Origin of the sequence: Telluria sp. B2 (assembly GCF_051789535.1) — a bacterium.
Classification (GTDB): Bacteria; Pseudomonadota; Gammaproteobacteria; order Burkholderiales; family Burkholderiaceae_D; genus Telluria.
Window position 1 is genome coordinate 1,355,448 of the sequence record NZ_CP196525.1, and the last position, 24,711, is coordinate 1,380,158.

Annotated in this window: 19 protein-coding genes; 11 read left to right on the top strand and 8 right to left on the bottom strand. The window is 65.3% G+C overall.

The features are described from left to right. Nucleotides 1–9 precede the first annotated feature (9 nt). Together ACSUZJ_RS06100 and ACSUZJ_RS06105 are read right to left on the bottom strand one after the other, a co-directional pair. Nucleotides 10–1,281 carry a YeaH/YhbH family protein gene (locus ACSUZJ_RS06100; RefSeq protein ID WP_499414260.1) on the bottom strand — a complete coding sequence of 424 codons (1,272 nt, stop codon included), beginning with the start codon at nucleotides 1,279–1,281 and terminating at the stop codon, nucleotides 10–12. A gap of 228 nt (nucleotides 1,282–1,509) precedes the next feature. Beyond that, nucleotides 1,510–3,432: a PrkA family serine protein kinase gene (locus ACSUZJ_RS06105; protein ID WP_499414262.1), complete on the bottom strand. Its 1,923-nt coding sequence runs from the start codon at nucleotides 3,430–3,432 to the stop codon at nucleotides 1,510–1,512. Nucleotides 3,433–4,014: 582 nt separating this feature from the next. On the opposite strand from ACSUZJ_RS06105, the gene ACSUZJ_RS06110 reads away from it, so the two are divergent. The 4 genes from ACSUZJ_RS06110 (at nucleotide 4,015) to ACSUZJ_RS06125 (ending at nucleotide 9,478) form a co-directional block, all read left to right on the top strand. Then, complete coding sequence (locus ACSUZJ_RS06110) at nucleotides 4,015–5,031, top strand: adenosine deaminase (RefSeq protein ID WP_499414264.1); 1,017 nt, start codon at nucleotides 4,015–4,017, stop codon at nucleotides 5,029–5,031. Between the two features lie 13 nt (nucleotides 5,032–5,044). Next, nucleotides 5,045–7,579, top strand: a complete 2,535-nt coding sequence (locus ACSUZJ_RS06115) for an ABC transporter permease (protein ID WP_499414266.1) — start codon at nucleotides 5,045–5,047, stop codon at nucleotides 7,577–7,579. Nucleotides 7,580–7,755: 176 nt separating this feature from the next. Continuing rightward, nucleotides 7,756–8,145: a group II truncated hemoglobin gene (locus tag ACSUZJ_RS06120; protein WP_312550438.1), complete on the top strand. Its 390-nt coding sequence runs from the start codon at nucleotides 7,756–7,758 to the stop codon at nucleotides 8,143–8,145. Nucleotide 8,146: 1 nt separating this feature from the next. Next, a complete protein-coding gene (locus tag ACSUZJ_RS06125; protein ID WP_499414269.1) occupies nucleotides 8,147–9,478 on the top strand; it encodes a DNA recombination protein RmuC in 1,332 nt (443 codons plus the stop codon). A gap of 87 nt (nucleotides 9,479–9,565) precedes the next feature. Here ACSUZJ_RS06125 and ACSUZJ_RS06130 read toward each other — a convergent pair whose 3' ends face one another. The 5 genes from ACSUZJ_RS06130 to ACSUZJ_RS06150 all read right to left on the bottom strand — a co-directional run bounded on the left by ACSUZJ_RS06130 (nucleotide 9,566) and on the right by ACSUZJ_RS06150 (nucleotide 16,689). After that, nucleotides 9,566–10,102, bottom strand: coding sequence for an REP-associated tyrosine transposase (locus ACSUZJ_RS06130; protein ID WP_499414271.1), 537 nt, complete (start codon nucleotides 10,100–10,102; stop codon nucleotides 9,566–9,568). Nucleotides 10,103–10,233: 131 nt separating this feature from the next. Continuing rightward, nucleotides 10,234–12,111, bottom strand: a complete 1,878-nt coding sequence (gene moeA / locus ACSUZJ_RS06135) for a molybdopterin molybdotransferase MoeA (RefSeq protein WP_499414273.1) — start codon at nucleotides 12,109–12,111, stop codon at nucleotides 10,234–10,236. A gap of 24 nt (nucleotides 12,112–12,135) precedes the next feature. Further along, nucleotides 12,136–13,245, bottom strand: coding sequence for a GTP 3',8-cyclase MoaA (moaA, locus tag ACSUZJ_RS06140; RefSeq protein ID WP_499414275.1), 1,110 nt, complete (start codon nucleotides 13,243–13,245; stop codon nucleotides 12,136–12,138). Next, the gene (locus ACSUZJ_RS06145) at nucleotides 13,238–13,432 is read right to left on the bottom strand and encodes a hypothetical protein (protein ID WP_499414277.1); all 195 of its coding nucleotides are present in this window, start codon (nucleotides 13,430–13,432) and stop codon (nucleotides 13,238–13,240) included. The genes moaA and ACSUZJ_RS06145 overlap by 8 nt, the downstream gene beginning before the upstream one ends. A 170-nt stretch (nucleotides 13,433–13,602) precedes the next feature. Beyond that, a complete protein-coding gene (locus tag ACSUZJ_RS06150) occupies nucleotides 13,603–16,689 on the bottom strand; it encodes an Rne/Rng family ribonuclease (RefSeq protein ID WP_499414279.1) in 3,087 nt (1,028 codons plus the stop codon). Between the two features lie 778 nt (nucleotides 16,690–17,467). Here ACSUZJ_RS06150 and ACSUZJ_RS06155 point away from each other — a divergent pair. From ACSUZJ_RS06155 to ACSUZJ_RS06170, 4 genes are all read left to right on the top strand, one after another. Next, the gene (locus ACSUZJ_RS06155; protein ID WP_499416461.1) at nucleotides 17,468–18,448 is read left to right on the top strand and encodes an RluA family pseudouridine synthase; all 981 of its coding nucleotides are present in this window, start codon (nucleotides 17,468–17,470) and stop codon (nucleotides 18,446–18,448) included. 145 nt (nucleotides 18,449–18,593) lie between these two features. Next, a complete protein-coding gene (locus ACSUZJ_RS06160; RefSeq protein ID WP_499414281.1) occupies nucleotides 18,594–19,253 on the top strand; it encodes an HAD-IIIA family hydrolase in 660 nt (219 codons plus the stop codon). Continuing rightward, a complete protein-coding gene (locus ACSUZJ_RS06165; RefSeq protein WP_499414283.1) occupies nucleotides 19,253–19,615 on the top strand; it encodes a Rieske (2Fe-2S) protein in 363 nt (120 codons plus the stop codon). Before ACSUZJ_RS06160 ends, ACSUZJ_RS06165 begins: the two co-directional genes overlap by 1 nt. 54 nt (nucleotides 19,616–19,669) lie before the next feature. Further along, nucleotides 19,670–20,662 (top strand): S49 family peptidase, encoded by a 993-nt coding sequence (locus ACSUZJ_RS06170; protein WP_499414285.1) that lies wholly within the window; start codon nucleotides 19,670–19,672, stop codon nucleotides 20,660–20,662. Nucleotides 20,663–20,910: 248 nt separating this feature from the next. On the opposite strand, the gene ACSUZJ_RS06175 is transcribed toward ACSUZJ_RS06170, so the two are convergent. Continuing rightward, the gene (locus tag ACSUZJ_RS06175; RefSeq protein ID WP_499414286.1) at nucleotides 20,911–21,183 is read right to left on the bottom strand and encodes a hypothetical protein; all 273 of its coding nucleotides are present in this window, start codon (nucleotides 21,181–21,183) and stop codon (nucleotides 20,911–20,913) included. 239 nt (nucleotides 21,184–21,422) lie between these two features. Between ACSUZJ_RS06175 and ACSUZJ_RS06180 the strand changes: the two genes are divergently transcribed. The 3 genes from ACSUZJ_RS06180 to ACSUZJ_RS06190 all read left to right on the top strand — a co-directional run bounded on the left by ACSUZJ_RS06180 (nucleotide 21,423) and on the right by ACSUZJ_RS06190 (nucleotide 24,704). Beyond that, nucleotides 21,423–22,139, top strand: coding sequence for a pseudouridine synthase (locus ACSUZJ_RS06180; RefSeq protein WP_499414288.1), 717 nt, complete (start codon nucleotides 21,423–21,425; stop codon nucleotides 22,137–22,139). A gap of 477 nt (nucleotides 22,140–22,616) precedes the next feature. Next, on the top strand, nucleotides 22,617–23,666 hold the full coding sequence (locus ACSUZJ_RS06185) for a phospholipase A (protein WP_499414290.1): 1,050 nt from the start codon (nucleotides 22,617–22,619) through the stop codon (nucleotides 23,664–23,666). 57 nt (nucleotides 23,667–23,723) lie between these two features. Further along, complete coding sequence (locus tag ACSUZJ_RS06190; RefSeq protein WP_499414292.1) at nucleotides 23,724–24,704, top strand: fumarylacetoacetate hydrolase family protein; 981 nt, start codon at nucleotides 23,724–23,726, stop codon at nucleotides 24,702–24,704. Nucleotides 24,705–24,711: the final 7 nt, after the last annotated feature.

Sequence of the window (24,711 nt, forward strand, 5' to 3'; positions counted from 1 at the left end):
TTCCTGGTCTTACTTCGGCTGCTTCTTGAACAGCTCACGGAAGACCGGATAGATGTCGGCCGGCGTCACGATTTTCTGCATCGCGAAATTGCTGTGGTGCGCGGCGACCTCGGTGTATTGCTCCCACAGGTTCTGGGGCGGTCCGTCGGTGATTTCGACATAGGTGTAATACTGGACCTTCGGCATGATGCCGTTGGTGAGCAACTGCTTGCACAGCACGGAATCGTTGTCCCAGTTGTCGCCGTCCGAGGCCTGGGCCACGTAGGCGTTCCAGTCGGAGCTGGCGTAGCGTTCGCCGATGACCTTCTGCAGCAGGTGCAGGGCCGAGGAGACCACGGTGCCGCCCGATTCGCGCGAGTGGAAGAATTCGTCCTCGTCGACTTCGGCCGCGGCCGTGTGGTGGCGGATGAAGACGACGTCGATGTGTTCGTACACACGCTTCAGGAACAGGTAGAGCAGGATGAAGAAACGCTTGGCCGTGTCCTTGCGCGTCTCGTCCATCGAGCCGGAGACGTCCATGATGCAGAACATCACGGCCTGGGTGCTGGGTTTCGGCACCTTGATGCGGTTGCTGTAGCGCAGGTCGAACGGGTCGATGAAGGGAATCGCGTTGATGCGCGTATGGTAGTGGTGGATCTTGCGTCGCAGCTCGACGATGCGCGGGTCGCTCTCCGGCACGTCCTGTTCCTGCAGTTCCTTCAGTTCCTGCTCGGCGAGCTCGAGCTGGCGCCGGCTCGGTCCGCCGACGGCGATGCGCCGGCCGAGCGCGCCGCGCAGCGAGCGCAGCACATGAATGTTCGATGGCGTGCCGGAAACGTTGTAGCCGGCGCGCTGGGTCTTGAAGTCGATGGTCTGGGTCAACTGGGTCTTGACCATGTTCGGGAGTTCAAGATCTTCGAAGAAGTAGTTCATGAACTCTTCACGCGACAGCTCGAAGATGAAGTCGTCCTCGACCGTCTGTTCGCTGTTGCCGGCACGACCGCGCCCGGAGCCGCCGCCGCCACTGCGGGGGCGGTTGAACTGGTCGCCTTTCTGGTATTCGGTGTTGCCGGGATTGACGGTTTCCCACACGCCGCCATGGGCATGGCCGAAGTGGGGTTCGTTGACGTCCTTGACCGGGATCGATACTTTTTCGCCGTTCTCGATGTCGGTGATCGAACGGCCCTTGATGGCGCGGCCGACCGCGTCCTTGATTTGCGCCTTGTAGCGGCGCAGGAAGCGTTCGCGGTTAACCGCGGACTTGTTCTTGCCCTGCAAGCGTCGGTCGATGAGGTAAGTCAAAACATGCCTCCTGCTCAAATTCGCGGCGGACCGGATGCTGCCCCGGTCCCCCTATCTTAATCCTCCCCGTGCGCACGCGCAGCGCGCACGGCTGGCAGGGTCGTCAAAAATGCGCGGAACCGGACTTTGCATGTTTTCCGGCAGCGCTTGACGCATGCCCTCCAGCGTCGAGGCGGCCGGTGGAGGCGCGCGGCGGATATGCCTCGCCGCGCAACCGGCCTGCCGGCCTTACGAGGACTTGCGCACGCGCAGGTACCATTCGCACAGCAGGCGTACCTGCTTGGCCGTGTAGCCTTTCTCGACCATGCGCGCGACAAAGTCGGCGTGCTTGGTCGCATCCTCGGCACTGGCCTTGGCGTTGAACGAAATGACCGGCAGAAGTTCCTCGGTGTTCGAGAACATTTTCTTCTCGATGACGGTGCGGAACTTCTCGTAGCTGGTCCACGCCGGGTTCTTGCCGCCGTTGGTGGCGCGGGCGCGCAGGCCGAAGTTGACGATCTCGTTGCGGAAATCCTTCGGGTTCGAGATGCCCGCCGGCTTCTCGATCTTCTCCAGCTCGGCGTTCAGGGCTTCGCGGTCGAAGCTCTCGCCGGTGTCCGGGTCGCGGAATTCCTGGTCCTGGATCCAGAAGTCGGCGAAGGTCACATAGCGGTCGAAGATGTTCTGGCCATACTCGGAATAGCTTTCCAGGTAGGCGGTCTGGATTTCCTTGCCGATGAAGTCGACATAGCGCTGCGCCAGGTGCTCTTTAATATAGGAGTGGTAGCGCTGCTCGAGTTCGGGCGGGAACTGCTCGCGCTCGATCTGCTGTTCGAGCACGTAGAGCAGGTGCACCGGATTGGCCGCCACTTCGGTGTTGTCGAAGTTGAAGACCTTCGACAGGATCTTGAACGCGAAGCGCGTCGACAGCCCGTTCATGCCTTCGTCCACGCCGGCGTAGTCGACGTATTCGTGCAGCGACTTGGCTTTCGGATCGGTGTCCTTCAAATTTTCGCCGTCATACACGAGCATCTTCGAGAAGATGCTGGAGTTTTCCGGGTCCTTCAGGCGCGACAGGATCGCGAACTGCGCCATCATGCGCAGCGTGCCGGGCGCGCAAGGGGCTTTCTCGAGCGAGGAATTGCGAATGAGCTTGTCGTAGATCTTGATCTCGTCGGACACGCGCAGGCAGTAGGGCACCTTCACGATGTAGATCCGGTCCAGGAAAGCCTCGTTGTTGCGGTTGTTGCGGAAGCTCTTCCACTCCGATTCGTTCGAGTGCGCCAGGATGATGCCCTCGAAGGGAATCGCGCCGAAGCCCTCGGTTCCCTTGTAGTTGCCTTCCTGGGTGGCGGTCAGCAGCGGGTGCAGCACCTTGATCGGCGCCTTGAACATCTCGACGAATTCCATCAGGCCCTGGTTCGCCAGGCACAGGCCGCCGGAATAGCTGTAGGCGTCCGGGTCGTCCTGGGAATAGTCTTCCAGCTTGCGGATATCGACCTTGCCGACCAGCGAGGAAATATCCTGGTTGTTCTCGTCGCCCGGCTCGGTCTTCGAGATGGCGATCTGCTTGAGCACCGAGGGGTAGCGCTTGACCACGCGGAACTTGTTGATGTCGCCGCCGAATTCGTGCAGGCGCTTGACCGCCCACGGACTCGGGATGGCGCGCAGGTAGCGGCGCGGGATGCCGTAGTCTTCCTCGAGGATGACGCCGTCTTCCTCTTCGTTGAACAGGCCCAGCGGCGACTCGTTCACGGGCGAGCCCTTGATCGCGTAGAAGGGCACCTGTTCCATCAGGTGCTTGAGTTTCTCGGCAATCGAGGACTTGCCGCCGCCGACCGGCCCCAGCAGATACAGGATCTGCTTGCGTTCCTCCAGCCCTTGCGCGGCATGGCGGAAGTAGGAGACCACCTGTTCGATGACTTCCTCCATCCCGTAGAACTCCTTGAAGGCGGGATAGATCTTGATGACCTTGTTGGCGAAGATGCGGGACAGCCGTGGGTCGAGCCGGGTATCGACGAGCGTGGGTTCCCCGATGGCAGCGAGCATGCGTTCCGGCGCGCTGGCATAGGTCATGGGGTCTTTCTTGCACAGGGCAAGATACTCCGACAGGGAATATTCTTCTTCGCGGGTACGCTCATAACGGGCTGCGTAGTTGTCAAAAATGGTCATGTGCATGTCCTTTAGTTTGCTAACAACGATCACTGTCACGACAGTCCGAGCGATGTCGGCTGCCCAGGCCCCGTTTTTTTTGGCGTACTTCCTTTTGGCGGGTCGCCCTGGTAGCGCCGCGGTGGCGGCGACGCAGGCGGGTCATTCTTGTTCTTGGCGGCTCGTGGCCGAATTTTCCAGGCTGGTGGCCGGATTTCCCATTGTGGTCGGAGGGTCTTCTTGTAATTCTGAAATTTATTATGTGCCTATTGGTTCTCGAAGTCAAAGCAGTTCTTGCGTACTGTCGCGTTACCGCTAAGCCTTTGATTTTTGGTTAAAAATTGCCATTTTTCGTTACGGCGAAGGCCTCCCCCGAGGTGCTGGAAACGCCCCCGCTTCACACCCATCCTACGCCCTTTTTCGCCATGTTTACTGTTGGGTTGGCAAAAGCCCTGAATCGATAGTGCACGATATGCGCTGCCGGTGGCGCACGCGATTCGCAGGCCGTTTTCCGTCTTCTCCTCCAGTGAAACCGGAGCCGCGACAGCATGCGGTACACTTCACTGTCTAGCCCTACCGATCGACTTCCAGCCGGAGAAAAACATGCTGACCGAGCAGCTGCGCCACACCATTCAACAGATGCCGAAGGCAGAATTGCACATCCATATCGAAGGTTCGCTGGAACCCGAGCTGATCTTTGCGCTGGCGCAAAGAAATGGTGTCTCGCTGCCCTATCCATCGGTCGAGGCGTTGCGCCAGGCCTACGCTTTCACTGACCTCCAGTCCTTTCTAGACATCTATTACGCTGGCGCCAGTGTGCTGCTGACCGAGCAGGATTTCTACGACATGACCGCCGCCTATCTGCAGAAAGCCGCGGACGACAATGTCCGGCACGCCGAGATCTTCTTCGATCCGCAAACCCATACCGCACGCGGCGTGCCTTTCGAGACCGTCATCAACGGCATCTGGCGCGCCTGCCAGGAAGGGCCGATCAGCGCCTCCCTCATCATGTGCTTCCTGCGCCACCTGTCGGAAGACGAAGCGCTGGCCACGCTCGACGAAGCCCTGCCTTACCGCGACAAGTTCATCGGCGTCGGCCTGGACTCTTCCGAGGTCGGCCACCCGCCGGAAAAATTCGCGCGCGTGTTCGAACGCGCCCGCCAGCTCGGCCTGCGCCTGGTCGCGCATGCGGGCGAGGAGGGGCCGCCGGCCTACATCGACAGTGCGCTCGACGTGCTCAATGTCGAACGCATCGACCATGGCGTGCGCTGCCTGGAAAGCCCGGAGCTGGTCGAGCGCCTGGTGCGCGAGCAGATGGCCCTGACCGTGTGCCCGCTGTCGAACATCAAGCTGCGCGTGTTCGACGTGATGGGCTCGCACAACCTGCGCACCCTGCTCGACAAGGGCCTGGTCGCCACCGTCAACTCGGACGATCCGGCCTATTTCGGCGGCTACATGAACGACAACTTCATCGCCGCCTTCGAGGCCCTGCCGCTCGATGAAACGCATGCGCGCCAGCTCGCGCGCAACAGCTTCTCTGCCGCCTTCCTCGAGCCGGAACAGAAGCGCGCCTTCCTGGCCGAGGTCGACCGCTTCTTCGCCAGCGCACACGCTGCATGACCGGGAGACGTCCGTGCTGATCCAGTCCCTCCGCATGACCGCGCGCGACTGGCGCGCGGGCGAACTGCGCTTCCTGCTGGTGGCGCTGGTCGTCGCCGTCTCGGCCCTGTCCTCGGTCGGCTTCTTCATCGACCGCATGCGCGCCGGCCTGGCGCGCGACGCCAACCAGCTGCTCGGCGCCGACCTCGTGATCAACGCCGACCAGCCGGTCGCCGCCGCCTGGCGCGAAGAGGCGGCGCGGCGCGGGCTGCTGCTGGCCGACACGGTCACGTTCCCGAGCATGGCCCAGGGCGGGGAGGGCGAGGATTCGCAGGCCCAGCTCGCGTCGATCAAGGCGGTGTCGCCCGGCTATCCGCTGCGCGGCGAGCTGCGCATCACGACCAACCCTGTTGAGGCGAGCGAAGCGCTCGGCACGAAGACACATGCGATCCCCGCGCCCGGCACCGTCTGGGTCGACGCCAACCTGCTGCCGGCGATCGGCGTCAAGGTCGGCGAGACGCTGCAGCTGGGCGACCGCCGCTTCACCATCGCCCAGCTGGTCGCGGCCGAGCCGGACCGCGGCGCATCCTTCGCCAACTTCGCGCCGCGCGTGCTGCTCAACATGCTCGACCTGAAGTCGACCGGCCTGGTCGACAACTTCGCGCGCGTGACCTACCGCGTGCAGGTGGCGGCGCCGTCGAAGAACGACTTTGCGCGCGTGAAGGCCTTCGATGGCTGGCTGCGCGAACGGATCAAGGCAGACAATGTCAAGGGCGTGCGCCTCGAGTCGCTGGAAAACGGCCGCCCCGAGATGCGCGCGACCCTGGACCGCGCCGACCGCTTCCTGTCCCTGGTCGGCCTGCTGTCGGCCATGCTGGCCGCGGTCGCCGTGGCAATGGCGGCGCGCCGCTTCATGCAGCGCCACCTGGACGCCTGCGCCATGCTGCGCTGCCTGGGCATGACCCAGAACCAGGTCGGCGCCATGTACCTGATCGAATTCGCGATCGTCGGCCTGGCAGGCAGCCTGCTCGGGGTGCTGGTGGGTTTCGGCGCGCACTTCGTGCTGCTCGAGCTGATCGGCACGCTGCTGCCGGCCGACCTGCCGCCGGTGTCGCTCCTGCCGGCGCTGCAGGGCATCGCCACCGGCATGCTGCTGCTGGTCGGCTTCGCGCTGCCGCCGGTGCTCCAGTTGCGCAACGTCCCGCACAACCGCGTCATCCGGCGCGAGCAGGCGGCGCCCCAGCCGATGGCGCTGGCCACCTATGGCCTGGGCACGGGCGTCTTCGTCGCGCTCCTGCTGTGGCAGGCGGGCGACCCGAAGCTGGCCCTGCTTACCGCCGGCGGCTTCCTGGCCGGCTTCGCCGTGTTCGCGCTGGTTGCCTGGCTCGGCCTGCGCCTGCTGCGCCGTTCGCGCAATCTCTTCGCCCACCAGGGCTGGCGCTTCGCCGTCACCTCGCTGCAGCGCCGTCCGGGCGCCACCGTGGTGCAGGTGGTGTCGCTGGCGCTGGGCCTGATGGCGCTCCTGCTCCTGACCGTGGTGCGCGGCGACCTGGTCGCGGCCTGGGAGCGCGCCACGCCGGAGAACGCGCCGAACCGCTTCATCATCAATGTGCTGCCCGACCAGAAGCAGGGCGTCGAAGGCCAGCTGCGCCAGGCCGGCGTGCAGGCCCCGGTGCTCTACCCGATGATCCGCGGCCGCCTGACTGCCGTCAACGGCAGGCCCGTCACCGCCAATACCTACACCAGCGACGACGCGCGCCGCCTGGCCAACCGCGAATTCAACCTGTCGACGATGGCCCAGCCGCCGGAAGAGAACGAGATCGTCGCCGGCAAGTGGTACACGGACGCTCCGGGCGTGGCCGAGGCCTCGGTCGAGCAGGGCATCGCCCGCACGCTCGGGCTGAAGCTGGGCGATGTGATGCGCTTCGACATGGCCGGCCTGGTGGTGGACGCGAAGGTGACCAGCCTGCGCAAGCTGGAGTGGGGTTCGATGCGCGCCAACTTCTTCGTCATCATCAATCCGGCAGCGATGGCGAACGCCCCGGCCACCTACATGACGGCCTTCCACCTGCCCGAGCGTGGCGCCAATCTGGCCAGCCAGCTCTCGCGCGCCTACCCGAACCTGACCGTGATCGACGTCAGCGGCATCATCCGCCAGGTGCAGGAAGTGGTCGACCAGGTCGTGGTGGCGGTGGAATTCCTGTTCCTGTTCACGCTCGCCTCGGGCGTGCTGGTGCTCTACGCCGCGCTGATGGGCTCGCAGGCCGAACGCACCCGCGAGGCCGGGCTGCTGCGCGCCCTGGGCGCCACCCGCAAGCAGCTGGCGCAGGCCCAGCGCATCGAGTTCGTGCTGGTCGGCGGGCTGGCCGGCTTGCTGGCCGCGACCGGCGCGGCGGCGCTCGGCTGGGCGCTGGCCAACTACCAGTTCAAGTTCCCCTGGACCTTCGAGCCGGGCGTGTGGGGCGCCGGCATCAGCGCCGGCGTGGTCTGCGCCCTGGTGGGCGGCTGGCTCGGCCTGCGCGCCGTGCTGCGCCAGCCGCCGTTGCAGACGCTGCGCGAGGCGGGCTGACCGGTTAGCCTGCGACGCGCGCTGGAGGGATCGTAGGGTGGACGGCTCTGCCGTCCACGCGTTCAACGCGTGCCTGCATACCTTCACGGCTGTTCACATGATGGTTGAACGCGTGGACGGGAGAACCCGTCCACCCTACCTCCCACATGGCGGCGCCGCTGCGCTATCATGGCAGAATGTCCGAGAACCAAACCCTGTACGAAATCATCGGCGGCGAAAGCCGCCTGCGCGAACTGGTCGACCGCTTCTACGACCTGATGGAACTGGAGCCGGAATTCGCCGGCATCCACGCGATGCACCCCAAACCCAACGACAGCTCGCGCGAGAAGCTGTTCATGTTCCTGTCCGGCTGGATGGGCGGGCCCGACCTGTTCATCGAGCGCTACGGCCACCCGCGCCTGCGCGCGCGCCACCTGCCGTTCGCGATCGGCACGAGCGAGCGCGACCAGTGGCTGCGTGCGATGGCCTGGGCCATGGAAGACATCGGCATGGACGACGCCTTGCGCCTGCGCCTGATGCAATCCTTCTACCAGACCGCCGACTGGATGCGTAACAAGGCCGACTGAGATGAGCACCCTCCAATTCGCGGTGATCGCGGTCGCGCTGCTTGCCGTGATCGCGCTGCAGGTGCTGGTGCTGCTGCGCGCGCGCGGCGGCAAGGGCAGCGGCGACGGCCAGCAGTTCGAACGCGTCGAGCGCGAACTGCGCCTCGAACTGCAGCACAGCGCCCAGGCCACGCGCCAGGAACTGGCGGCGCACATGGCCCAGCACCAGGCGGCCACCGTCCAGCAACTGGACAGCATGCGCCAGCAGATGCAGCTGCACGCGGCCGGCGGCCGCGAGGAACAGGCGCGCGCCCTGAAGCGCTTCGCCGACACCCTGCAACAGACCTTGGCGAATCTCACCGAATCGAACGCCCAGCGCATGCTGGAAGTGCGCGCCACCCTCGAAACCAAGATCCGCGATCTGCAAAGTGACAACGCCAAGCGCCTGGAAGAGATGCGCCAGACCGTCGACGAGAAGCTGCACACGACGCTGGAAACGCGCCTGACCGAGTCCTTCCGCCACGTTTCCGAGCGCCTGGAAAAGGTGCACCAGGGCCTGGGCGAGATGCAGCAACTGGCCATCGGCGTGGGCGACCTGAAGCGCGTGCTGACCAACGTGAAGACGCGCGGCACCTGGGGCGAAGTCCAGCTCGAGATGCTGCTCGAACAGGTGCTGACGGTCGACCAGTATGCCAAGAACGTCGAGACCGTGGCCGGTTCCAACGCGCGCGTCGAGTTCGCGATCAAGCTGCCGGGCGTGGTCGATGGCGGGCCGCCGCTGTGGCTGCCGATCGACGCCAAGTTCCCGAAGGAGCAGTACGAGCGCCTGCTGGAAGCCCAGGAGCGCTCGGACGCCGAAGGCGTGGCCCGTTTCGGCGCCGAGCTCGAACGCGCGGTGCGCGCCGAAGCGAAAACCATCTGCGAGAAATACGTGTCGCCGCCGCAGACGACCGACTTCGCGATCCTGTTCCTGCCGACCGAAGGCCTGTACGCCGAAGTGATGCGCCGCCCCGGCGTCGCCGACGACCTGCAGCGCACGCTGCGGGTGACGATCGCCGGCCCGTCGACCCTGACGGCGCTGCTCAACAGCTTGCAGATGGGCTTCCGCACGCTGGCGCTGGAAAAGCGCTCGTCCGAAGTGTGGCAGGTGCTGGGCGCGGTGAAGACGGAATTCGCCAAGTTCGGCGACGTCCTGGCCGCGACCAAGGCAACGCTCGAGAAGGCGGCGAAAAACATCGAAAGCGCCGAGGTGCGCAGCCGCCAGATGGCGCGCAAGCTGAAGTCGGTCGAGGCGCTGCCGAGCGAGGCGGCGCAGCTGATGCTGGGGCCGGATGGGATGGAGCGGGATGATTGACCGCTGTGCATGCAATTGACCCGTAGGGTGGACGGCTCCGCCGTCCACGCGTTCAACGGTCGCCCGATCAATCGAAACGCTCTACGCTCATTCCCAACACAACTCCGGCATGTCGATGGGTCCGCACCAATCCGCCGGATAAATCCCCTCTCGCACATACCGCTCAAAACTTGAATACGGCCACAACGACGCGTGCCCGACCAATCCGTGCCGCACCGGATTGATGTGGATGTAATCGATGTGACGGCTGAAATCGCGCTCGTCGCGGATCTGGTGTTCCCAGAAACGTCGTTGCCAGATCGATGAATCGCCGCGGCGTTTCATGGCCGGGGAGATTGGTGCGACCTTGTATCGATCACGGCAGATATAGGAAACGTGATGTTTGATTTCCCGCCAGCGTTGTGAGAAATCGGTATCGTCGGGTGGCAAAGTCCAGATGCAATGGAGATGATCCGGTAGTTGAACCCACGCGTCGATGATGAAAGGTCGCCGCGAACGCACAGTGCGGATTGCATCACGCAGCGCGTCAAGAATTGCTTCGTCACAGAGGATGGGACGTCGACGCCACGCGACGAGAGTGAAGAAGAAGGTCGAGCCGGTGACGGTGCGGCGGAAGCGGGACATCGCGCCATCGTAGCGGTGCGACGGCCGTGGTCGGTGAGGCGGATCAAATGCGCGGCAGCGCAACGGCCGGTTGAACGCGTGGACGGGAGACCCGTCCACCCTACGTTTCTTCGATCAGTACGGGTGGCTTGTCAAACCAGGCCCTCGAACATCAACACATCCACCATCTCCCCCGCCGCGACGCTGCCCTGTTCGTCATGCAGCACCACCATGCAATTCGCTTCCGACATCGAGCGCAGGATGCCCGAGCCTTGCGAGCCCGTGATGCGTACCTGGGGCGCGCCGTCTTCGCCGTGGGTCAGGATGCCGCGCTGGTATTCGGTGCGGCCCGGCTTCTTGCGGATTGCACCCTGCGAGCGGGCGCGCAGCAGGGGCAGGGGGGCTTCGGCGCCCATCATGCGCAGCAGCGCCTCGCGCGCGAAGAAGTAGAACGAGACCATCACCGCCACCGGATTGCCCGGCAGGCCGAACAGGAAGGCGCTGTGGCCGTTCGATGCGATACGGCCGAAAGCCAGCGGCCGGCCCGGACGCATGCCGATCTTCCAGAAGGTGACGTCGCCCAGGCGCGCCATGATCTGCTTGGTGTAGTCGGCCGCGCCGACCGAGACGCCGCCGGACGTGACGATCGCGTCCGCGTTCTCGCAGGCGCTGCGCAAGGCGTCCTCGAGCGCCGCCGGATCGTCGCGTACGATGCCCATGTCGATGATGTCGCAGCCCAGGCGCTGCAGCATGCCGTAGATGGTGTAGCGGTTGCTGTCGTAGACGCTGCCTTCATCGAGCGCCTGGCCGATCGAGCGCAGCTCGTCGCCGGTCGAGAAGAAGGCCACGCGCAGGCGGCGCTGCACCGGCACCTCGGCGATGCCGAGCGAGGCGACCAGGCCCAGGTCGGCCGGGCGGACGATCTTCCCGGCACGCAGGGCCGGGCTGCCGGCCTTCAGGTCCTCGCCTGCAAAACGCCGGTTGTCGCCGGCACGGATCGTGCCCGTCTTCAGTACGATCTCGTGTTCGCCGTCTTCCAGCAGTAGCTCCTGCGGCACCACGCTGTCGCAGCCGGCGGGCATGACGCCGCCGGTCATGATGCGCACGCATTCGCCGGGGCCGGGCGCCAGGTCGGTCGGGCGGCCCGCATAGACGGTGCCGATCACGGCCAGGCGCGCCACACCGTCCGCCGGGATATCCCCGCCGCGCAGCGCGTAGCCGTCCATGGCCGAGTTGTCGTGGGCCGGCACGTCGATCGGCGAGACGATGTCGCGCGCCAGCACGCGCCCCAGGGCGGCGCGCAGCGCCACCTGTTCGACGGCGCGCACCGGCTGCACGAAGTCGCGGATGATGCGCTGGGCGTCGCGCACCGGCAGCGCGTCCGGATCGTAGGCCGACAGGCAGCTCGTCACGTCCTGCAGGCGCTGCGGGGCGCCGGTGTCGAGGCTGCGCAGTTCGTCGAGCGTGTTGATGTTGCGGAAGGCGTCCGCATCCTCGAACAGCACCTCGACGGACTTCAGGTCCTTGTACCAGCCGTCCATGCGCCGTCCGCCCTCCGCCAGGTAGCTCGACAGGATCGGCAGCAGGCCGGCCTTGACCAGGCAGAACACCGGATGCGGCTGCACCCGCTGGCCTGGCTCCCGGGTCGCGGCGAAGGCAAGGTCGGCATCCTGTTCCTCCAGCGCGGCCAGCAGGCGCGCGGCCAGGTCGGCAGGGACGAAAGGCGAGTCGCAGGGGGCGGTCAGGAGATAAGGGGTCTGGCAGCGGCGCATGCCGGTTTCCAGCCCGGCCAGCGGCCCGGCGAAGCCGGCCAGGTCGTCCGGCCAGACCGGCACACCCAGCGCCGCATAGGTGTCGAGGTTCTGGTTGGCGTTGATGGCCACGCTGGCCACTTGCGGCGCCAGGCGCTCGAGCACGTGCGCCACCATGGTCTTGCCGCGGAAGGGCTGCAGGCCCTTGTCGACGTGGCCCATGCGCGAGCCGCGTCCGCCCGCGAGGATCAGTCCGCTGATCGATGCCTGCTTGTTCATGTTCTGCATCTTCTGCATTTTTTATTAACCGCCGATGTAGGACATTTCGACTTTGCGCGCCCCGCGCGCCAGCCCCGTGGTGTTGATGGTGCGGGTCTCGGAATAGCGGTCGCTGCGGCCCTGCCACAGGCGCGCGACGGCGCCGCCGATCGCCAGGTCGTCATGGCCGCTGCGCAGCAGGGCGCGCAGGTCGTGGCCCTGGGTGGCGAACAGGCAGGTATAGAGCTTGCCCTCGGTCGACAGGCGCATGCGGCTGCAGTCCTTGCAGAAGGCGCCGGTGACGCTGGAGATCACGCCGATCTCGCCGCCGCCATCAACGTAGCGCCAGCGCGCGGCGGTCTCGCCGATGTAGTTGGGATCGAGCGGCGCCAGCGGCATCTCGGCCGAGATACGTTGCACGACTTCGTTCGACGGCACGACTTCGTCCATGTTCCAGCCGTTCGAGGCGCCCACGTCCATGTACTCGATGAAGCGCAGGATCACGGGCGAGCCTTTGAAATGGCGCGCCATCGGCACGATCTGGTCGTCGTTGCTGCCGCGCTTGACGACCATGTTGACCTTGATCGGGCCCAGGCCCACGGCCTGCGCCGCCTCGATCCCGGCCAGCACGTCGGCGACCGCGAAGTCGACGTCGTTCATGCGCTTGAAGACGGCGTCGTCGATGGCGTCGAGCGAGACCGTGACGCGGTCCAGGCCGGCGTCCTTCAGGGCGCGCGCCTTGCGCGCCAGGATCGAACCATTGGTGGTGAGCGTCAGGTCGAGCGGGCGGCCGGATGCGGTGGGCAGGGCGCGCAGCATCGCCACCAGGTGCTCGAGGTTCTTGCGCAGCAGCGGTTCGCCGCCGGTCAGGCGGATCTTCTCGACGCCGTGGGCGATGAAGATGCGCGCCACGCGCGTGATTTCCTCGAACGACAGCAGGTCGCCGTGCGGCAGATAGGGGTAATCCTTGCCGAACACTTCCTTCGGCATGCAGTACACGCAGCGGAAATTGCAGCGGTCGGTGACCGAGATGCGCAGGTCGTGCAAGGGGCGCGCGAGCGCATCGACGAGATGGCCGCTGGGCGCGACGGGTGTTGCCGGAACGGCCAGCGCGGGACTGCGCAGGTCATTCAGCATGATGATTTTTTCAGCCATACCAATACGATAGCACGAGGCCCGCGAGCGCACAGGCGGCGAGCAGCTTGATGGCGCCGACCCGGTAGCGCAACAGCGCGACAGCGGCGACGGCCCCAATGACGAGGGCGGCGGGCTGGAGGGCCCCGCCAGCGAAGAACACTTCGCGCCCGAAGTATAGCGCAAGGCTGGCGATGACGCCGGCCACCGCCGCCGGGATCGCGGCCAGCGGCGCGGTCAGGGCAGCTCGCCGCGCGTGGCTTCGGCCAGCGGACCGGCCAGGATGAACACGAAGGAGCGCGATGGAAGAGGAGGGGCGAACAAAAGAGGGAAGCCCGCAGGCTTCCCTCTTTCAGCGCGCTTTCACGGCAGGCGCGATTACTGGCGGGTATCGACCTGGATCAGCTGCTCTTCGACCGGCGGCGCGACCGGCTTGCGGGCGCGGCCGAGGCGTACCGGCGCGGCGGCCCTGGCGGCCGCTTCCTGGGCTGCACGCAGCTTTTCAGGATCGGTCGCGGCCAGGGTCAGGCCAACGTTGCCGAGCAGCTCGTCGAGGTTGGCGGACGCGGCGGCTGCTACCGGCGCAGGAGCAGGAGCAGGAGCGGCGGCCGGAGCCGGCGCAGGCTGGACCGGTGCCGGCGCGGCAGCTTGCACCGGCTCGGCTTGCACCGGCTCGGCAACCGGAGCAGGCGCGGCGGCCTGGACCGGCTCGGCGGCCGCTGTCGTGGTGGTGTCGACCGTGGCTTCGGCAGCCGGTGCAGGCTGGGCAGCGGCGGCCGGCTTGGCCTGGCTTGCAGCCATCGATGCCGAGGTCGGGAAGAACCAGGTATCGGCAGTCGGCGCCTGGACCTGCGGCGCCGCAGCGGCTGCGGCCGAAGCCGGCTGCCCGGCGGCTGCCGGCGCAGGGCCAGGCGCCGCTTTCGCAGCGGCCTTGGCCTTGGCGGCGGCGACCGATGCGGCGGTCGGGAACGGCCACGGCGCCAGCTTGGCGTCCTGCGGCTTGGCGCCGCGCGGCTTGCGGCCGGACTTCTCGGCCTGGACCTTGGCGGCTTCCTCGTCGGCTACCGGCGTGAAGGCCGGAGTGCCTTCGTGTTCGCCGTGCTCGGCCGATTCCATGCCTTCGACCTGGTCGCGATCGCGGCGGTTGCGGTTGCGGCCACCGCGGCGGCGGCGGCGGCGCGGCTCGTCGCCCGCTTCGTTGTCGATCTCGTCGCCGACGGGACCGGTGCTGGTGACCGCCTTCACCGCGTGGTCGAGCTGGTCGCCGTGCGGGGTGGTGGTCGACAGTTCGCTCACCGGCGTCGGGATCGCCTCGGCCGCGCTCAGGTCTTCGGCCTTGGCTTCGACCGGCTGGGTGCGTTCGGTGCGCTCGCGCGGCTGGCGTGGTGGGCGCTCGGCGCGTTCGGTGCGCTCGGCACGTTCGGTGCGCTCGGCCTTCGGCGCTGGCGCGCCCTCGACCTGTTCACGCGCTTCGCGCGGAGCACGCGGCTCGCGCGGCGGACGCGGCTGGCGCGGCGCCTTTTCTTCGCGTTCGGCCTTGGCGGTCTCGTCGGCGCCGGCCTTGGCCGTCACTTCGCGTTCGTCGCGCTCGCGGCCGGTCTTGCCGTTGCGGCCATTACGGGTGCGCTGGCCGCGGCCGTTGCGCTCGCCGCGTTCGGCAGGCGCCGGGGCTTCCGTCTTGGCCGGCTCGGCCGGGGCAGGAGCCGGTGCAACCGGCGCCGGTGCGCCGAAGAAGAAGCTGCGCAGCCTGGAGAAGAAGCCGGCAGGAGCCGGTTCGACAGCGGGAGGAACGGCAACCACCGGCGGTTCGACCGGCTTGGCGGCCTTGACCGGCTCGCTGCGGTCGACCATCGGCGCCGGCTGGGCCGGGGTGATGCTCTTGACCACGGCTTCCTGGCGCGGCTTGGCTTCTTCCTTCTGGCGCTTGCTGTAGGCCATGTCGGTTTCGGCGGTCTCGGCCAGCGAGTAGCTGGCGGAGGCGTCTTCCAGGCGCGGGTCGTCGTGCTTGATGCGCTCGAGCTTGTAATGCGGGGTGTCGAGATGCTTGTTCGGCACCAGGATCACGCTGATGCGGTGGCGCGCCTCGATCTTCATGACTTCGCCACGCTTTTCGTTCAGCAGGAAGGCGGCGACGTCGACCGGCACCTGGACGTGGATGGTGGCCGAGTTTTCCTTCATCGCCTCTTCCTGGATGATGCGCAGCACCTGCAGGGCGGACGATTCGGTATCGCGGATGTGGCCGGTGCCCGAGCAGCGCGGGCAGGTCACGTGGGAGCCTTCGGACAGCGACGGACGCAGGCGCTGGCGCGACAGTTCCATCAGGCCGAAGCGGGAAATCTTGCCCATCTGAACGCGGGCGCGGTCGTGGTGCAGGGCATCCTTCAGGCGCTGCTCGACTTCGCGCTGGTTCTTGGCCACTTCCATGTCGATGAAGTCGATCACGATCAGGCCGCCCAGGTCGCGCAGGCGCAGCTGGCGGGCCACTTCGTCGGCCGCTTCGCAGTTGGTGTTGAAGGCGGTGGTCTCGATGTCCGAGCCGCGCGTGGCGCGCGCCGAGTTGACGTCGATGGAAACCAGGGCTTCGGTGTGGTCGATGACGATCGCGCCGCCCGACGGCAGCGGCACGGTGCGCGCGTAGGCGGTCTCGATCTGGTGTTCGATCTGGAAACGCGAGAACAGCGGCACGTCGTCGCTGTAGCGCTTCACGCGGTGCGCCATGTCGGGCATCACGTGGCTCATGAACTGCTGGGCCTGCTCGAAGATCTCGTCGGTGTCGATCAGGACTTCGCCGATATCAGGCTGGAAATAGTCGCGGATGGCGCGGATGACCAGCGAGCTTTCCTGGTAGATCAGGAAAGGACCGGCGGCCGACTTGCCGGCGCCTTCGATGGCGCGCCACAGCTGCATCAGGTAGTTCAGGTCCCACTGCAGTTCTTCGACGGTGCGGCCGATGCCGGCGGTGCGGGCAATCACTGACATGCCTTGCGGCAGGTCCAGCTTGTCCATCGTTTCGCGCAGTTCCTGGCGCTCTTCGCCTTCGACACGGCGCGACACGCCGCCGCCGCGCGGGTTGTTCGGCATCAACACCAGGTAGCGGCCGGCCAGCGAGATGAACGAGGTCAGGGCCGCGCCCTTGTTGCCGCGTTCCTCTTTTTCGACCTGGACCATGATTTCCTGGCCTTCGCGCAGGGCTTCCTTGATCGTGCAGTTACGCACGTCGACGCCATCGCGGAAATAAGAGCGGGCAACTTCTTTGAAGGGGAGGAAACCGTGGCGGTCTTCGCCGTAGCTGACGAAGCAAGCTTCGAGGGAGGGTTCGATGCGGGTGATGACACCCTTGTAGATATTGGACTTGCGCTGTTCGCGTCCGGCCGTTTCGATATCGATGTCGATCAGTTTTTGGCCATCGACGATCGCTACGCGCAGCTCCTCTTGCTGCGTAGCGTTAAACAACATACGTTTCATTTTTATTGACTCCGCGACCCGTAGGCCGTTCCGTGCCGCCTTGCCAGGGCGGCGAAAGTACAGGGACGTACGCGGGAGGGGAGAGCTGGAGGGGGGGGTATGCCCGGGTGTGGGGGCCGGCGAAGCAAAGGCCACGCTGCCGCCACAGGGCGCGAATGGGGTCGATCGTCATGCCGAGGGCACGCCGCAACTGTAGCTGCCCTCGGCCGCTCATCCCGAGCGGCGCAACAGGGTCAACCAGGCGGTGCGCGCAACAACCAGCCAAACCTTAGCCAGCGAACAAACCAAGACTTCGATCTATCGGCGAAGAGGACGTCGATCAACCTGCTGCGCGTCGGCTTGTCGGCCACCACCTTGTGGGGGCTGCCAACAATTTTTGCGCTCGTGACGGTTTCTCGAAGTCCTTTGAAATCAGCCTTTACTCTCAAGCCTTACGGATGAGGCTTACATCGGGTCGGGCGAAACGACAAGCGTTATCGACACCATCAACCGGCGAGCCCGCAAAGGCAAGCTTGCCGGTACTTATCCTTACAGTTCCAAACAATCCAATCCGGCACTCCTGCGCACTACCCGATTGCAACTGCGGTGCAACCCTGATCCACGCAGGAATGTGCGTACACGTTTTTTCCATCGATTTTGCATGCCAGCGGGGCCGATGGAACGCGCCCCTGTGTAAAATATCGTTTTAATTCTTACACCTGCAGAGGTTTGACCGCCGCCTGTCGATTATATATTCAAAATGAAGGACTTAGAGAGAATTTCTGGGAAGACAGGCCAAATGAAGATGCAAAACGATGTTGTTCCCCCTTCATCACAGGCCTTAGCTGCGACTTTCGTCACCATTACCGAGGAGGAAGCCGGCCAGCGCATCGACAACTACCTCCTGCGCGTATGCAAGGGCGTTCCGAAAAGCCATATTTACCGTATCCTGCGCTCGGGCGAGGTGCGGGTCAACAAGGGCCGCATCGACCAGTTGTACCGGCTGGAGCAGGGCGACCTGGTGCGTATCCCGCCGATTCGCGTTGCTGAAAAAGCAAGCGGCGCCGCCGTTCCCGGCGCCGAGTTCAAGATCGTGCACGAGGACAATCACCTGCTCGTCATTGACAAGCCGGCCGGCGTGGCCGTGCATGGGGGCTCGGGCGTGTCGTATGGCGTCATCGAGCAGTTGCGCGCCGCGCGGCCGGACGCGAAGTTCCTGGAACTCGTGCACCGGCTCGACCGTGAGACCTCGGGTTTGTTGCTGCTGGCCAAGAAACGCTCGGCCCTGACCAACCTGCACGACCAGATGCGCGAAGGCCACACCGACAAGCGCTACCTGACCGCCGTCGCCGGCAACTGGGTCAACAAGCGCCAGCACGTGAAATTGCCGCTGCATAAATACACGACACCGGACGGCGAGCGCCGGGTCGTGGTGCAGGCCGGCGGCATGGAATCGCATACCGTGTTCAGCCTGCTGCGCAAGTGGGAGGATTTTGCCTTGCTGGAAGCCGAGCTGAAGACCGGGCGCACCCACCAGATCCGCGTTCACCTGTCATCGTCGGGCTTCCCCATTCTTGGTGACGAGAAGTACGGCGATTTCGCATTGAACAAGCAGCTGCAGAAAGCCACCGAAACGCGCGGCGCGCTGCGCCGGATGTTCCTGCACGCCTACAAGATCACCTTCACCCACCCGGATACCGGTGCGAAGATGACGCTGCAGGCGCCGCTGCCAGCAGAGTGTGACCGTTTCTTGGTAAGCTTGGGGCAACCGGTGGGTTGATGAATTGATGGACGGTGGGCACGGGGCGCCCACCCTACAGTCTTGCCACATTGCATGTACGTTTGATGCTGTAGGGTGGGCGCTCCGTGCCCACCATTCAACATGCGCCGATGTAGCTAACAGGAGCCGGCTCGGGCCGGGAGAAATGCCAAGAAAGCAATTTGATCTGATCGTGTTCGACTGGGACGGCACGTTGATGGACAGCACGGCGGCCATCGTCAAGTGCATCCAGGCGGCGGCGCGCGACGTCGGCCTGCCGGTGCCGAGCGACGAGGCGGCTTCGCACGTCATCGGCCTGGCCCTGCCCGAAGCCATGCAGGCCGCCGTGCCCGACATAGAGCCGGCGCTGTACCCGCGCATGGTCGAGCGCTATCGCTACCATTTCCTCACGAAGGACCACGAACTGGTGCTGTTCAAGGGAGTTCGCGAGATGTTGAGCGAACTTTCCCAGCAGGGATATTTCCTCGCAGTGGCTACCGGCAAGAGCCGGGTGGGCCTGAACCGGGCCCTGAACGCGGCCGGGCTGCTGTCGATGTTCGACGCCACCCGTTGCGCCGACGAGACGTTTTCCAAGCCGCATCCGGCCATGCTGCAGGAGCTGACGCGCGAACTCGGCCAGGACATGCGCCGCACCGTGATGATCGGCGACACGACGCACGACCTCCTGATGGCCCGCAATGCCGGCGCCGCCGGGATCGCCGTCGAGTACGGCGCCCATCCGGTCGACCAGCTGCAGGCCTGCCATCCCGTGTTCTCGGCGAAAACCGCGGTCGAGCTGCACGCCTGGCTGGCCGACAACGCATAATGGCCGATGTGTACATTTGCGATTCGAGCGTCCTGGTCGACGGCGGGGAGGGCGTGCGCTTCCCGGTGCTGGCCTTCGGCGACCCGGCCACCGGCTTCGTGGTGCGCTTCGGCGGCGCCGTGTATGCCTACCTGAACCGCTGCGCCCATGTCCCGACCGAGCTGGACTGGATAGAAGGCCAGTTCTTCGAGTCTGGCGGCGAGTACCTGATGTGCTCCGTCCATGGCGCCGTGTACAGGCCCGAGACCGGAGTGTGCGCGGGAGGGCCTTGCCGCGGCGCGCGGCTGCGCCCGATCGCCGTGCGCGAAGTCGACGGCAAGGTACTCTGGCAGCCGGACGAGCGGATCGGGGCGCCGGCCTGATCCGCGACAGGAACGAGTCAGCAGGGCGGCAACCATTTAACTTCTTTATTGCTTATGAGCGACAACATCAGGAACGATGGCGAAGGCCGGTTCGTAGCCAACCCGACCGCCGGCAACTGGGAACGCGAAACCCTCGAGAAACTGGTTTTCGCCACCATCAAGGAACGCCGCGCGGCGCGCCGCTGGAGCATCTTCTTCCGGCTGGCCTTCCTGATCGTGCTGGTCGTCGGCCTGTGGACCTACCTCGGCCTGAGCTTCGGCAGCGACGACGAAAACCTCGGCCGCCATACTGCCCTCATCGAAATTAACGGCGAGATCGAAGCGGAAGGCAGCGGATCGGCCGACAATGTCATCCCTTCGCTGAACAAGGCCTTTTCCGACGCCGGCTCGGCGGCGGTGGTGATGCGCATCGACAGCCCCGGCGGCAGCCCGGTGCAGGCCGGCATCATCGTCGACGAGATCCGGCGCCTGAAGAAGGGCTATCCGGACAAGCCCCTGTACGTGGTGGTCGACGAGATCTGCGCTTCGGGCGGCTACTATATTGCCGCCGCGGCCGACAAGATCTATGTAAACAAGGCCAGCATCGTCGGCTCGGTCGGCGTGCTCATGGACAGCTTCGGCTTCACCGGGACCATGGAAAAGCTGGGCGTCGAGCGGCGCCTGATGACGGCCGGCGCCAACAAGGGTTTCCTCGACCCGTTCAGCCCGCAATCGGAAAAGCACCGCGCCCACGCCCAGGAAATGCTCAACGAAATCCACCAGCAATTCATCTCGGTGGTGCGCGCCGGACGCGGCGCCCGCCTGAAGGAAACCCCGGAAACCTTCTCCGGCCTGTACTGGACCGGCGCCAAGGCGGTTGACATGGGCCTGGCCGACGGTTTCGGCACCGTCGACACGGTCGCGCGCGACATCGTCAAGGCCGAAGACATCGTCGACTACACCGCCCACGAAGGCCTGCCGGAGCGGGTGCTGAAGAAGTTCGGCGCGGCGGTGGGCGACGGCGCGGTGAAGGCCATGTCGCATACGGTGTTGCCGAAGTTAAAGTAATCGAACTGATGTTGCTCAATATGTTCCTTGAAAGTTCCGCGAAGTGTCCTATAGTGACTCTCGTAGTTCTTTCAGGGGAGGGCGACCAACAAGAAGTGCCAACCTGTTCGCAATTGTTCATTCGTTGACGCTAAAGCGCCGCATGCGTGCGGTTTTCGAGAGAATTCCATTCCTCACTTTACCCGGCCCTTCCCGGGAAGTGAAAACGACGGCGCAAGCCGTCGTTTTCTTTGGTGCAACAGGATTTGTCAGGCGGGGGTGTCGGATTCGGCCGGTTGAGCCAGGGCAGTGCCATCGTCGTGCTGGACGAAACCGCCGCGCTCGAGCCAAGCCTGGAAGTCGCGCTGTGCGCTGGCATACCAGGCGGCGCGCAGAGGTGCATGGCCGGCGCTGTGCAGATGCGGGACGTTGCCGCCGCTGGTCCAGCGCGCCAGCGCGAGCCGGGTAGGGAACAGCGCGGTATGCGAACGCGCCAGCGACAGGCGTGCTGCTCGGACTGAGGCCGGGACGGCTGCGGGCACTGTGTCCCTTGTGGGGTTCACTGGTTGCATCTCGTAATCCTCTTATTAATTCTGAATAATTCCTACTGCATCTCTCATCAATTCCTCTAGATGCATTAGGCCGATTCCTAATGGAGTTGAAGTCTATCAATGGATTGCTCGCTACGATTGATCTACCTCAAACGAGCGCATCATCTCTATCCCAGCGGTAACATTCAGCGGCCTTTGCCGTCCATGGGCCTTCTGTTAAAGTCTCGCCCATGAGTAAATTATCCCTGGACCGCATCCTGCAATCGCAGGGTTTCGGTACCCGCAAGTACTGCCGCGCCCTGATCGAGGACGGCGATGTCGCCGTCAATGGCGTGATCGAAGACAACTACAAGACCACGGTCGAGACCAGCGGCCTGGTGCTGACCGTGTTCGACGAGGAATGGGTCTACCGCGAACACGTCTATATCGCGCTGTATAAACCGGCCAATTTCGAATGCTCGCGCAAACCCAGCCACCACCCGGGCGTGCTGACCCTGCTGCCGGAACAGTTCGGCTGGCGCGAAGTGCAGCCGGTCGGCCGCCTCGACCACGACACCACCGGCCTGCTCCTGATGTCCGACGACGGCCCCTTCATCCACGCCCAGTCTTCGCCCAAGCGCCATGTGCCGAAGATCTACCAGGCGACCACGGCCGAGCCGGTGACCCCGGCCCTGGTCGAGCAGATGCTCGGCGGCGTGCAACTGCACGACGAGCCGGCGCCCCTGCGCGCGGTGTCCTGCGTCCAGCGCGGCGAGCACCAGCTCGAAATCGTGCTCGAGCAGGGCAAGTACCACCAGGTCAAGCGCATGCTGGCCGCCGCCGGCAACCACTGCAGCGCGCTGCACCGTTCGGCGATCGGCGGCCTGACGCTCGAATCGCTGGGCCTCAAGGAAGGGGAGTGGTGTTTCCTGGAGCAGGCGCAGCTCGATTTGCTGGTACCGGCCTGAGCGGCTCCGCTCAATGTTGCGGTATTGCGAACGGCGCTTGAACGCGTGGGCGGCGTTCAGGCCGCGTTTGCTTTTACGTTCGGGTCGAGCCGCCCACCCTACGGGTCTACTCCACCTACAGCAGCTCCCGTAGGGTGGGCACCCCGTGCCCACGCGAACGCATGAGCCGCGTTGACGCTCTTCGAGCCGCACACTCCGCGCAGCGTTAGCGTATGAAAGGGAGTCGCGTTAGCGCATCGTTCCGAGTGGGCACGGCGTGCCCACCCTATGGGAGCTGGCCGGGCACGAACGTATGACCGTCGCCATCGCCACCACGCTGCAGCATTCCACGTCGCGTCACCCCATCTGTCCACAAGCGTGCGACAAAAAAGCTGATCTTCATACAAAATTGTATTGACTCGCGTCAGATCGTGGTCGGCGCGGTCGTGCGCGGCCGGCTGCGATGACGCATTTTCGCAACCGATAATTGTGCTCCAGATGCCGCTCCCACACCGCACCCTCCTGATCACGCTTCCCCTGGTCTGCGCCGCAGCCGCCAGCGCGCAAGAAGTCCCGAAAGTCCTCGCCGACTGCGCCAATATCCCGGACAACACCGTCCGCCTGGCCTGTTTCGACAGGCTGGCGGCAACGCCGGCGCCGCGCACCGAGGCGGCGGTCATCGTCAACCCGGCCGACGGCGCCCCGGCGGCGACCGTCCCGGTGGTGACGGCCAAACCCTCCGCCGAGAGCAGCGCGAAATTCAGCCAGCTCGACCACTGGGAACTCGACGACCCCTACCGCCGCGGCGTGTTCAAGTTCCGCCCGCACCACGCAAACTACCTGATCGCCACCCGGACCTACCGCCCGAACGACGCGCCCTACGCCCCCTACCGCGACCTGACCGACAACGAAACCAAGCTGTCGAAGGCCGAGCTGGCCTTCCAGCTGAGCTTCAAGATGAAGATGATCGAGCAGGCCTTTGGCAAACCAGTCGACCTGTGGTTCGGCTACACCCAGAACAGCTACTGGCAGGCGGCCAATCACCAGGCGTCCAGTCCTTTCCGCGAGACCAATTACCAGCCCGAAGTGATGGCGATCACGCCGCTGCACGCACAGGTCGGCGGCGTCGACCTGCGCTTCGCCGGCCTCGGTTTCGTGCACCAGTCGAATGGCCAGTCCGGCACGCTCTCGCGCAGCTGGAACCGCGTCTATGCCCAGCTCGGCGTCGAGAAGGATGGCTTCTCGGCCACCGCCCGGGTCTGGAAGCGCCTGAACGAAAGCGCGAGCGAAGACGACAATCCCGATATCGTCGACTACATGGGCCGCGGCGACCTGGCCCTGGCCTATCGCCGCGGCGGACATATCTACTCGTCCACGATGCGCTACAACTTCCACACCGACAAGGGCGCGATCCTGGCCGGCTGGGCCTTCCCGCTCGCAGGCAACCTGAAGGGCTATGCCCAGGCCTTTGCCGGCTATGGGCAGAGCCTGATCGACTACAACTACTTCCAGCGCTCGATCGGCCTGGGCCTGCTCGGCACCTTCTGAGGCAGGGAGGGGGAGACGGTGCACTACAATAACGCACCGTTATTTTCCTGACCGCCAATGAAACTTGCGACCATCCACGACGGCAGCCGCGACGGCCAGCTGGCTGTCGTGTCGCGCGACCTGAAAACCGCGCACATGGCCGACGCCATCTGCCCGACCATGCAGGCGGCGCTCGACGACTGGGCCTTCATCGCGCCCCAGCTCGACGACCTGTACGCCCAGCTCAACGCCGGCCAGGCGCGGCGCGCCTTCGACTTCGACCCGAAGCGCTGCATGGCGCCGCTGCCGCGCGCCTACCAGTGGGCCGACGGCTCGGCTTACCTGAACCACGTGGAACTGGTGCGGCGCGCGCGCAATGCCGAGATGCCGGCATCCTTCCGCGAGGATCCGCTGATGTACCAGGGCGGCAGCGACGATTTCCTCGGTCCGCACGACGACATCGTGCTTGCGCACGAGGAGTGGGGCATCGATTTCGAAGCCAAGGTGGCGGCGATCCTTGATGACGTGCCGATGGGCGCGACGCCGGACGAGGCCCACGGCAAGATCCGCCTGCTCATGCTGGTCAACGACGTGTCGCTGCGTAAGCTGATTCCGGCCGAGCTGGCCAAGGGCTTCGGTTTCCTGCAGTCGAAACCGGCGACGAGCTTTTCGCCGGTGGCGGTGACGCCCGACGAACTGGGCGACGCCTGGCGCGGCGGCAAGCTGCACCTGCCGCTGCGCTCGACCTGGAACGGCCACCTGGTCGGCCAGCCCGACGCCGGCGCCGACATGGCCTTCAATTTCCCGCAACTGGTCGCCCACCTGTGCAAGACCCGCAATGTCCGCGCCGGCAGCATCGTCGGCTCGGGCACGGTGTCGAACCGCGACGCCAGCCTCGGTTACTCCTGCATCGCCGAGCAGCGCTGCCGCGAGACCATCGCCGACGGCGCGCCGAGCACGCCCTTCATGCGCTTCGGCGATACGATCCGCATCGAGATGCTCGACGAAAAAGGCAAGGCTATCTTCGGCGCGATCGAGCAAACCCTGCGCAAACCTTAGGGTGGCC

Bases quoted from the DNA above. Each gene is read 5' to 3' on its own strand.
- ACSUZJ_RS06165 (WP_499414283.1), top strand. From the start codon at position 19,253: ATGGCCGATGTGTACATTTGCGATTCGAGCGTCCTGGTCGACGGCGGG.
- ACSUZJ_RS06155 (WP_499416461.1), top strand. From the start codon at position 17,468: ATGAAGATGCAAAACGATGTTGTTCCCCCTTCATCACAGGCCTTAGCT.
- ACSUZJ_RS06190 (WP_499414292.1), top strand. From the start codon at position 23,724: ATGAAACTTGCGACCATCCACGACGGCAGCCGCGACGGCCAGCTGGCT.
- ACSUZJ_RS06180 (WP_499414288.1), top strand. From the start codon at position 21,423: ATGAGTAAATTATCCCTGGACCGCATCCTGCAATCGCAGGGTTTCGGT.
- moeA (WP_499414273.1), bottom strand. From the start codon at position 12,111: ATGAACAAGCAGGCATCGATCAGCGGACTGATCCTCGCGGGCGGACGC.
- ACSUZJ_RS06150 (WP_499414279.1), bottom strand. From the start codon at position 16,689: ATGAAACGTATGTTGTTTAACGCTACGCAGCAAGAGGAGCTGCGCGTA.
- ACSUZJ_RS06130 (WP_499414271.1), bottom strand. From the start codon at position 10,102: ATGTCCCGCTTCCGCCGCACCGTCACCGGCTCGACCTTCTTCTTCACT.
- ACSUZJ_RS06120 (WP_312550438.1), top strand. From the start codon at position 7,756: ATGTCCGAGAACCAAACCCTGTACGAAATCATCGGCGGCGAAAGCCGC.
- ACSUZJ_RS06105 (WP_499414262.1), bottom strand. From the start codon at position 3,432: ATGACCATTTTTGACAACTACGCAGCCCGTTATGAGCGTACCCGCGAA.
- ACSUZJ_RS06125 (WP_499414269.1), top strand. From the start codon at position 8,147: ATGAGCACCCTCCAATTCGCGGTGATCGCGGTCGCGCTGCTTGCCGTG.
- ACSUZJ_RS06160 (WP_499414281.1), top strand. From the start codon at position 18,594: ATGCCAAGAAAGCAATTTGATCTGATCGTGTTCGACTGGGACGGCACG.
- ACSUZJ_RS06110 (WP_499414264.1), top strand. From the start codon at position 4,015: ATGCTGACCGAGCAGCTGCGCCACACCATTCAACAGATGCCGAAGGCA.
- ACSUZJ_RS06170 (WP_499414285.1), top strand. From the start codon at position 19,670: ATGAGCGACAACATCAGGAACGATGGCGAAGGCCGGTTCGTAGCCAAC.
- moaA (WP_499414275.1), bottom strand. From the start codon at position 13,245: ATGGCTGAAAAAATCATCATGCTGAATGACCTGCGCAGTCCCGCGCTG.
- ACSUZJ_RS06185 (WP_499414290.1), top strand. From the start codon at position 22,617: ATGCCGCTCCCACACCGCACCCTCCTGATCACGCTTCCCCTGGTCTGC.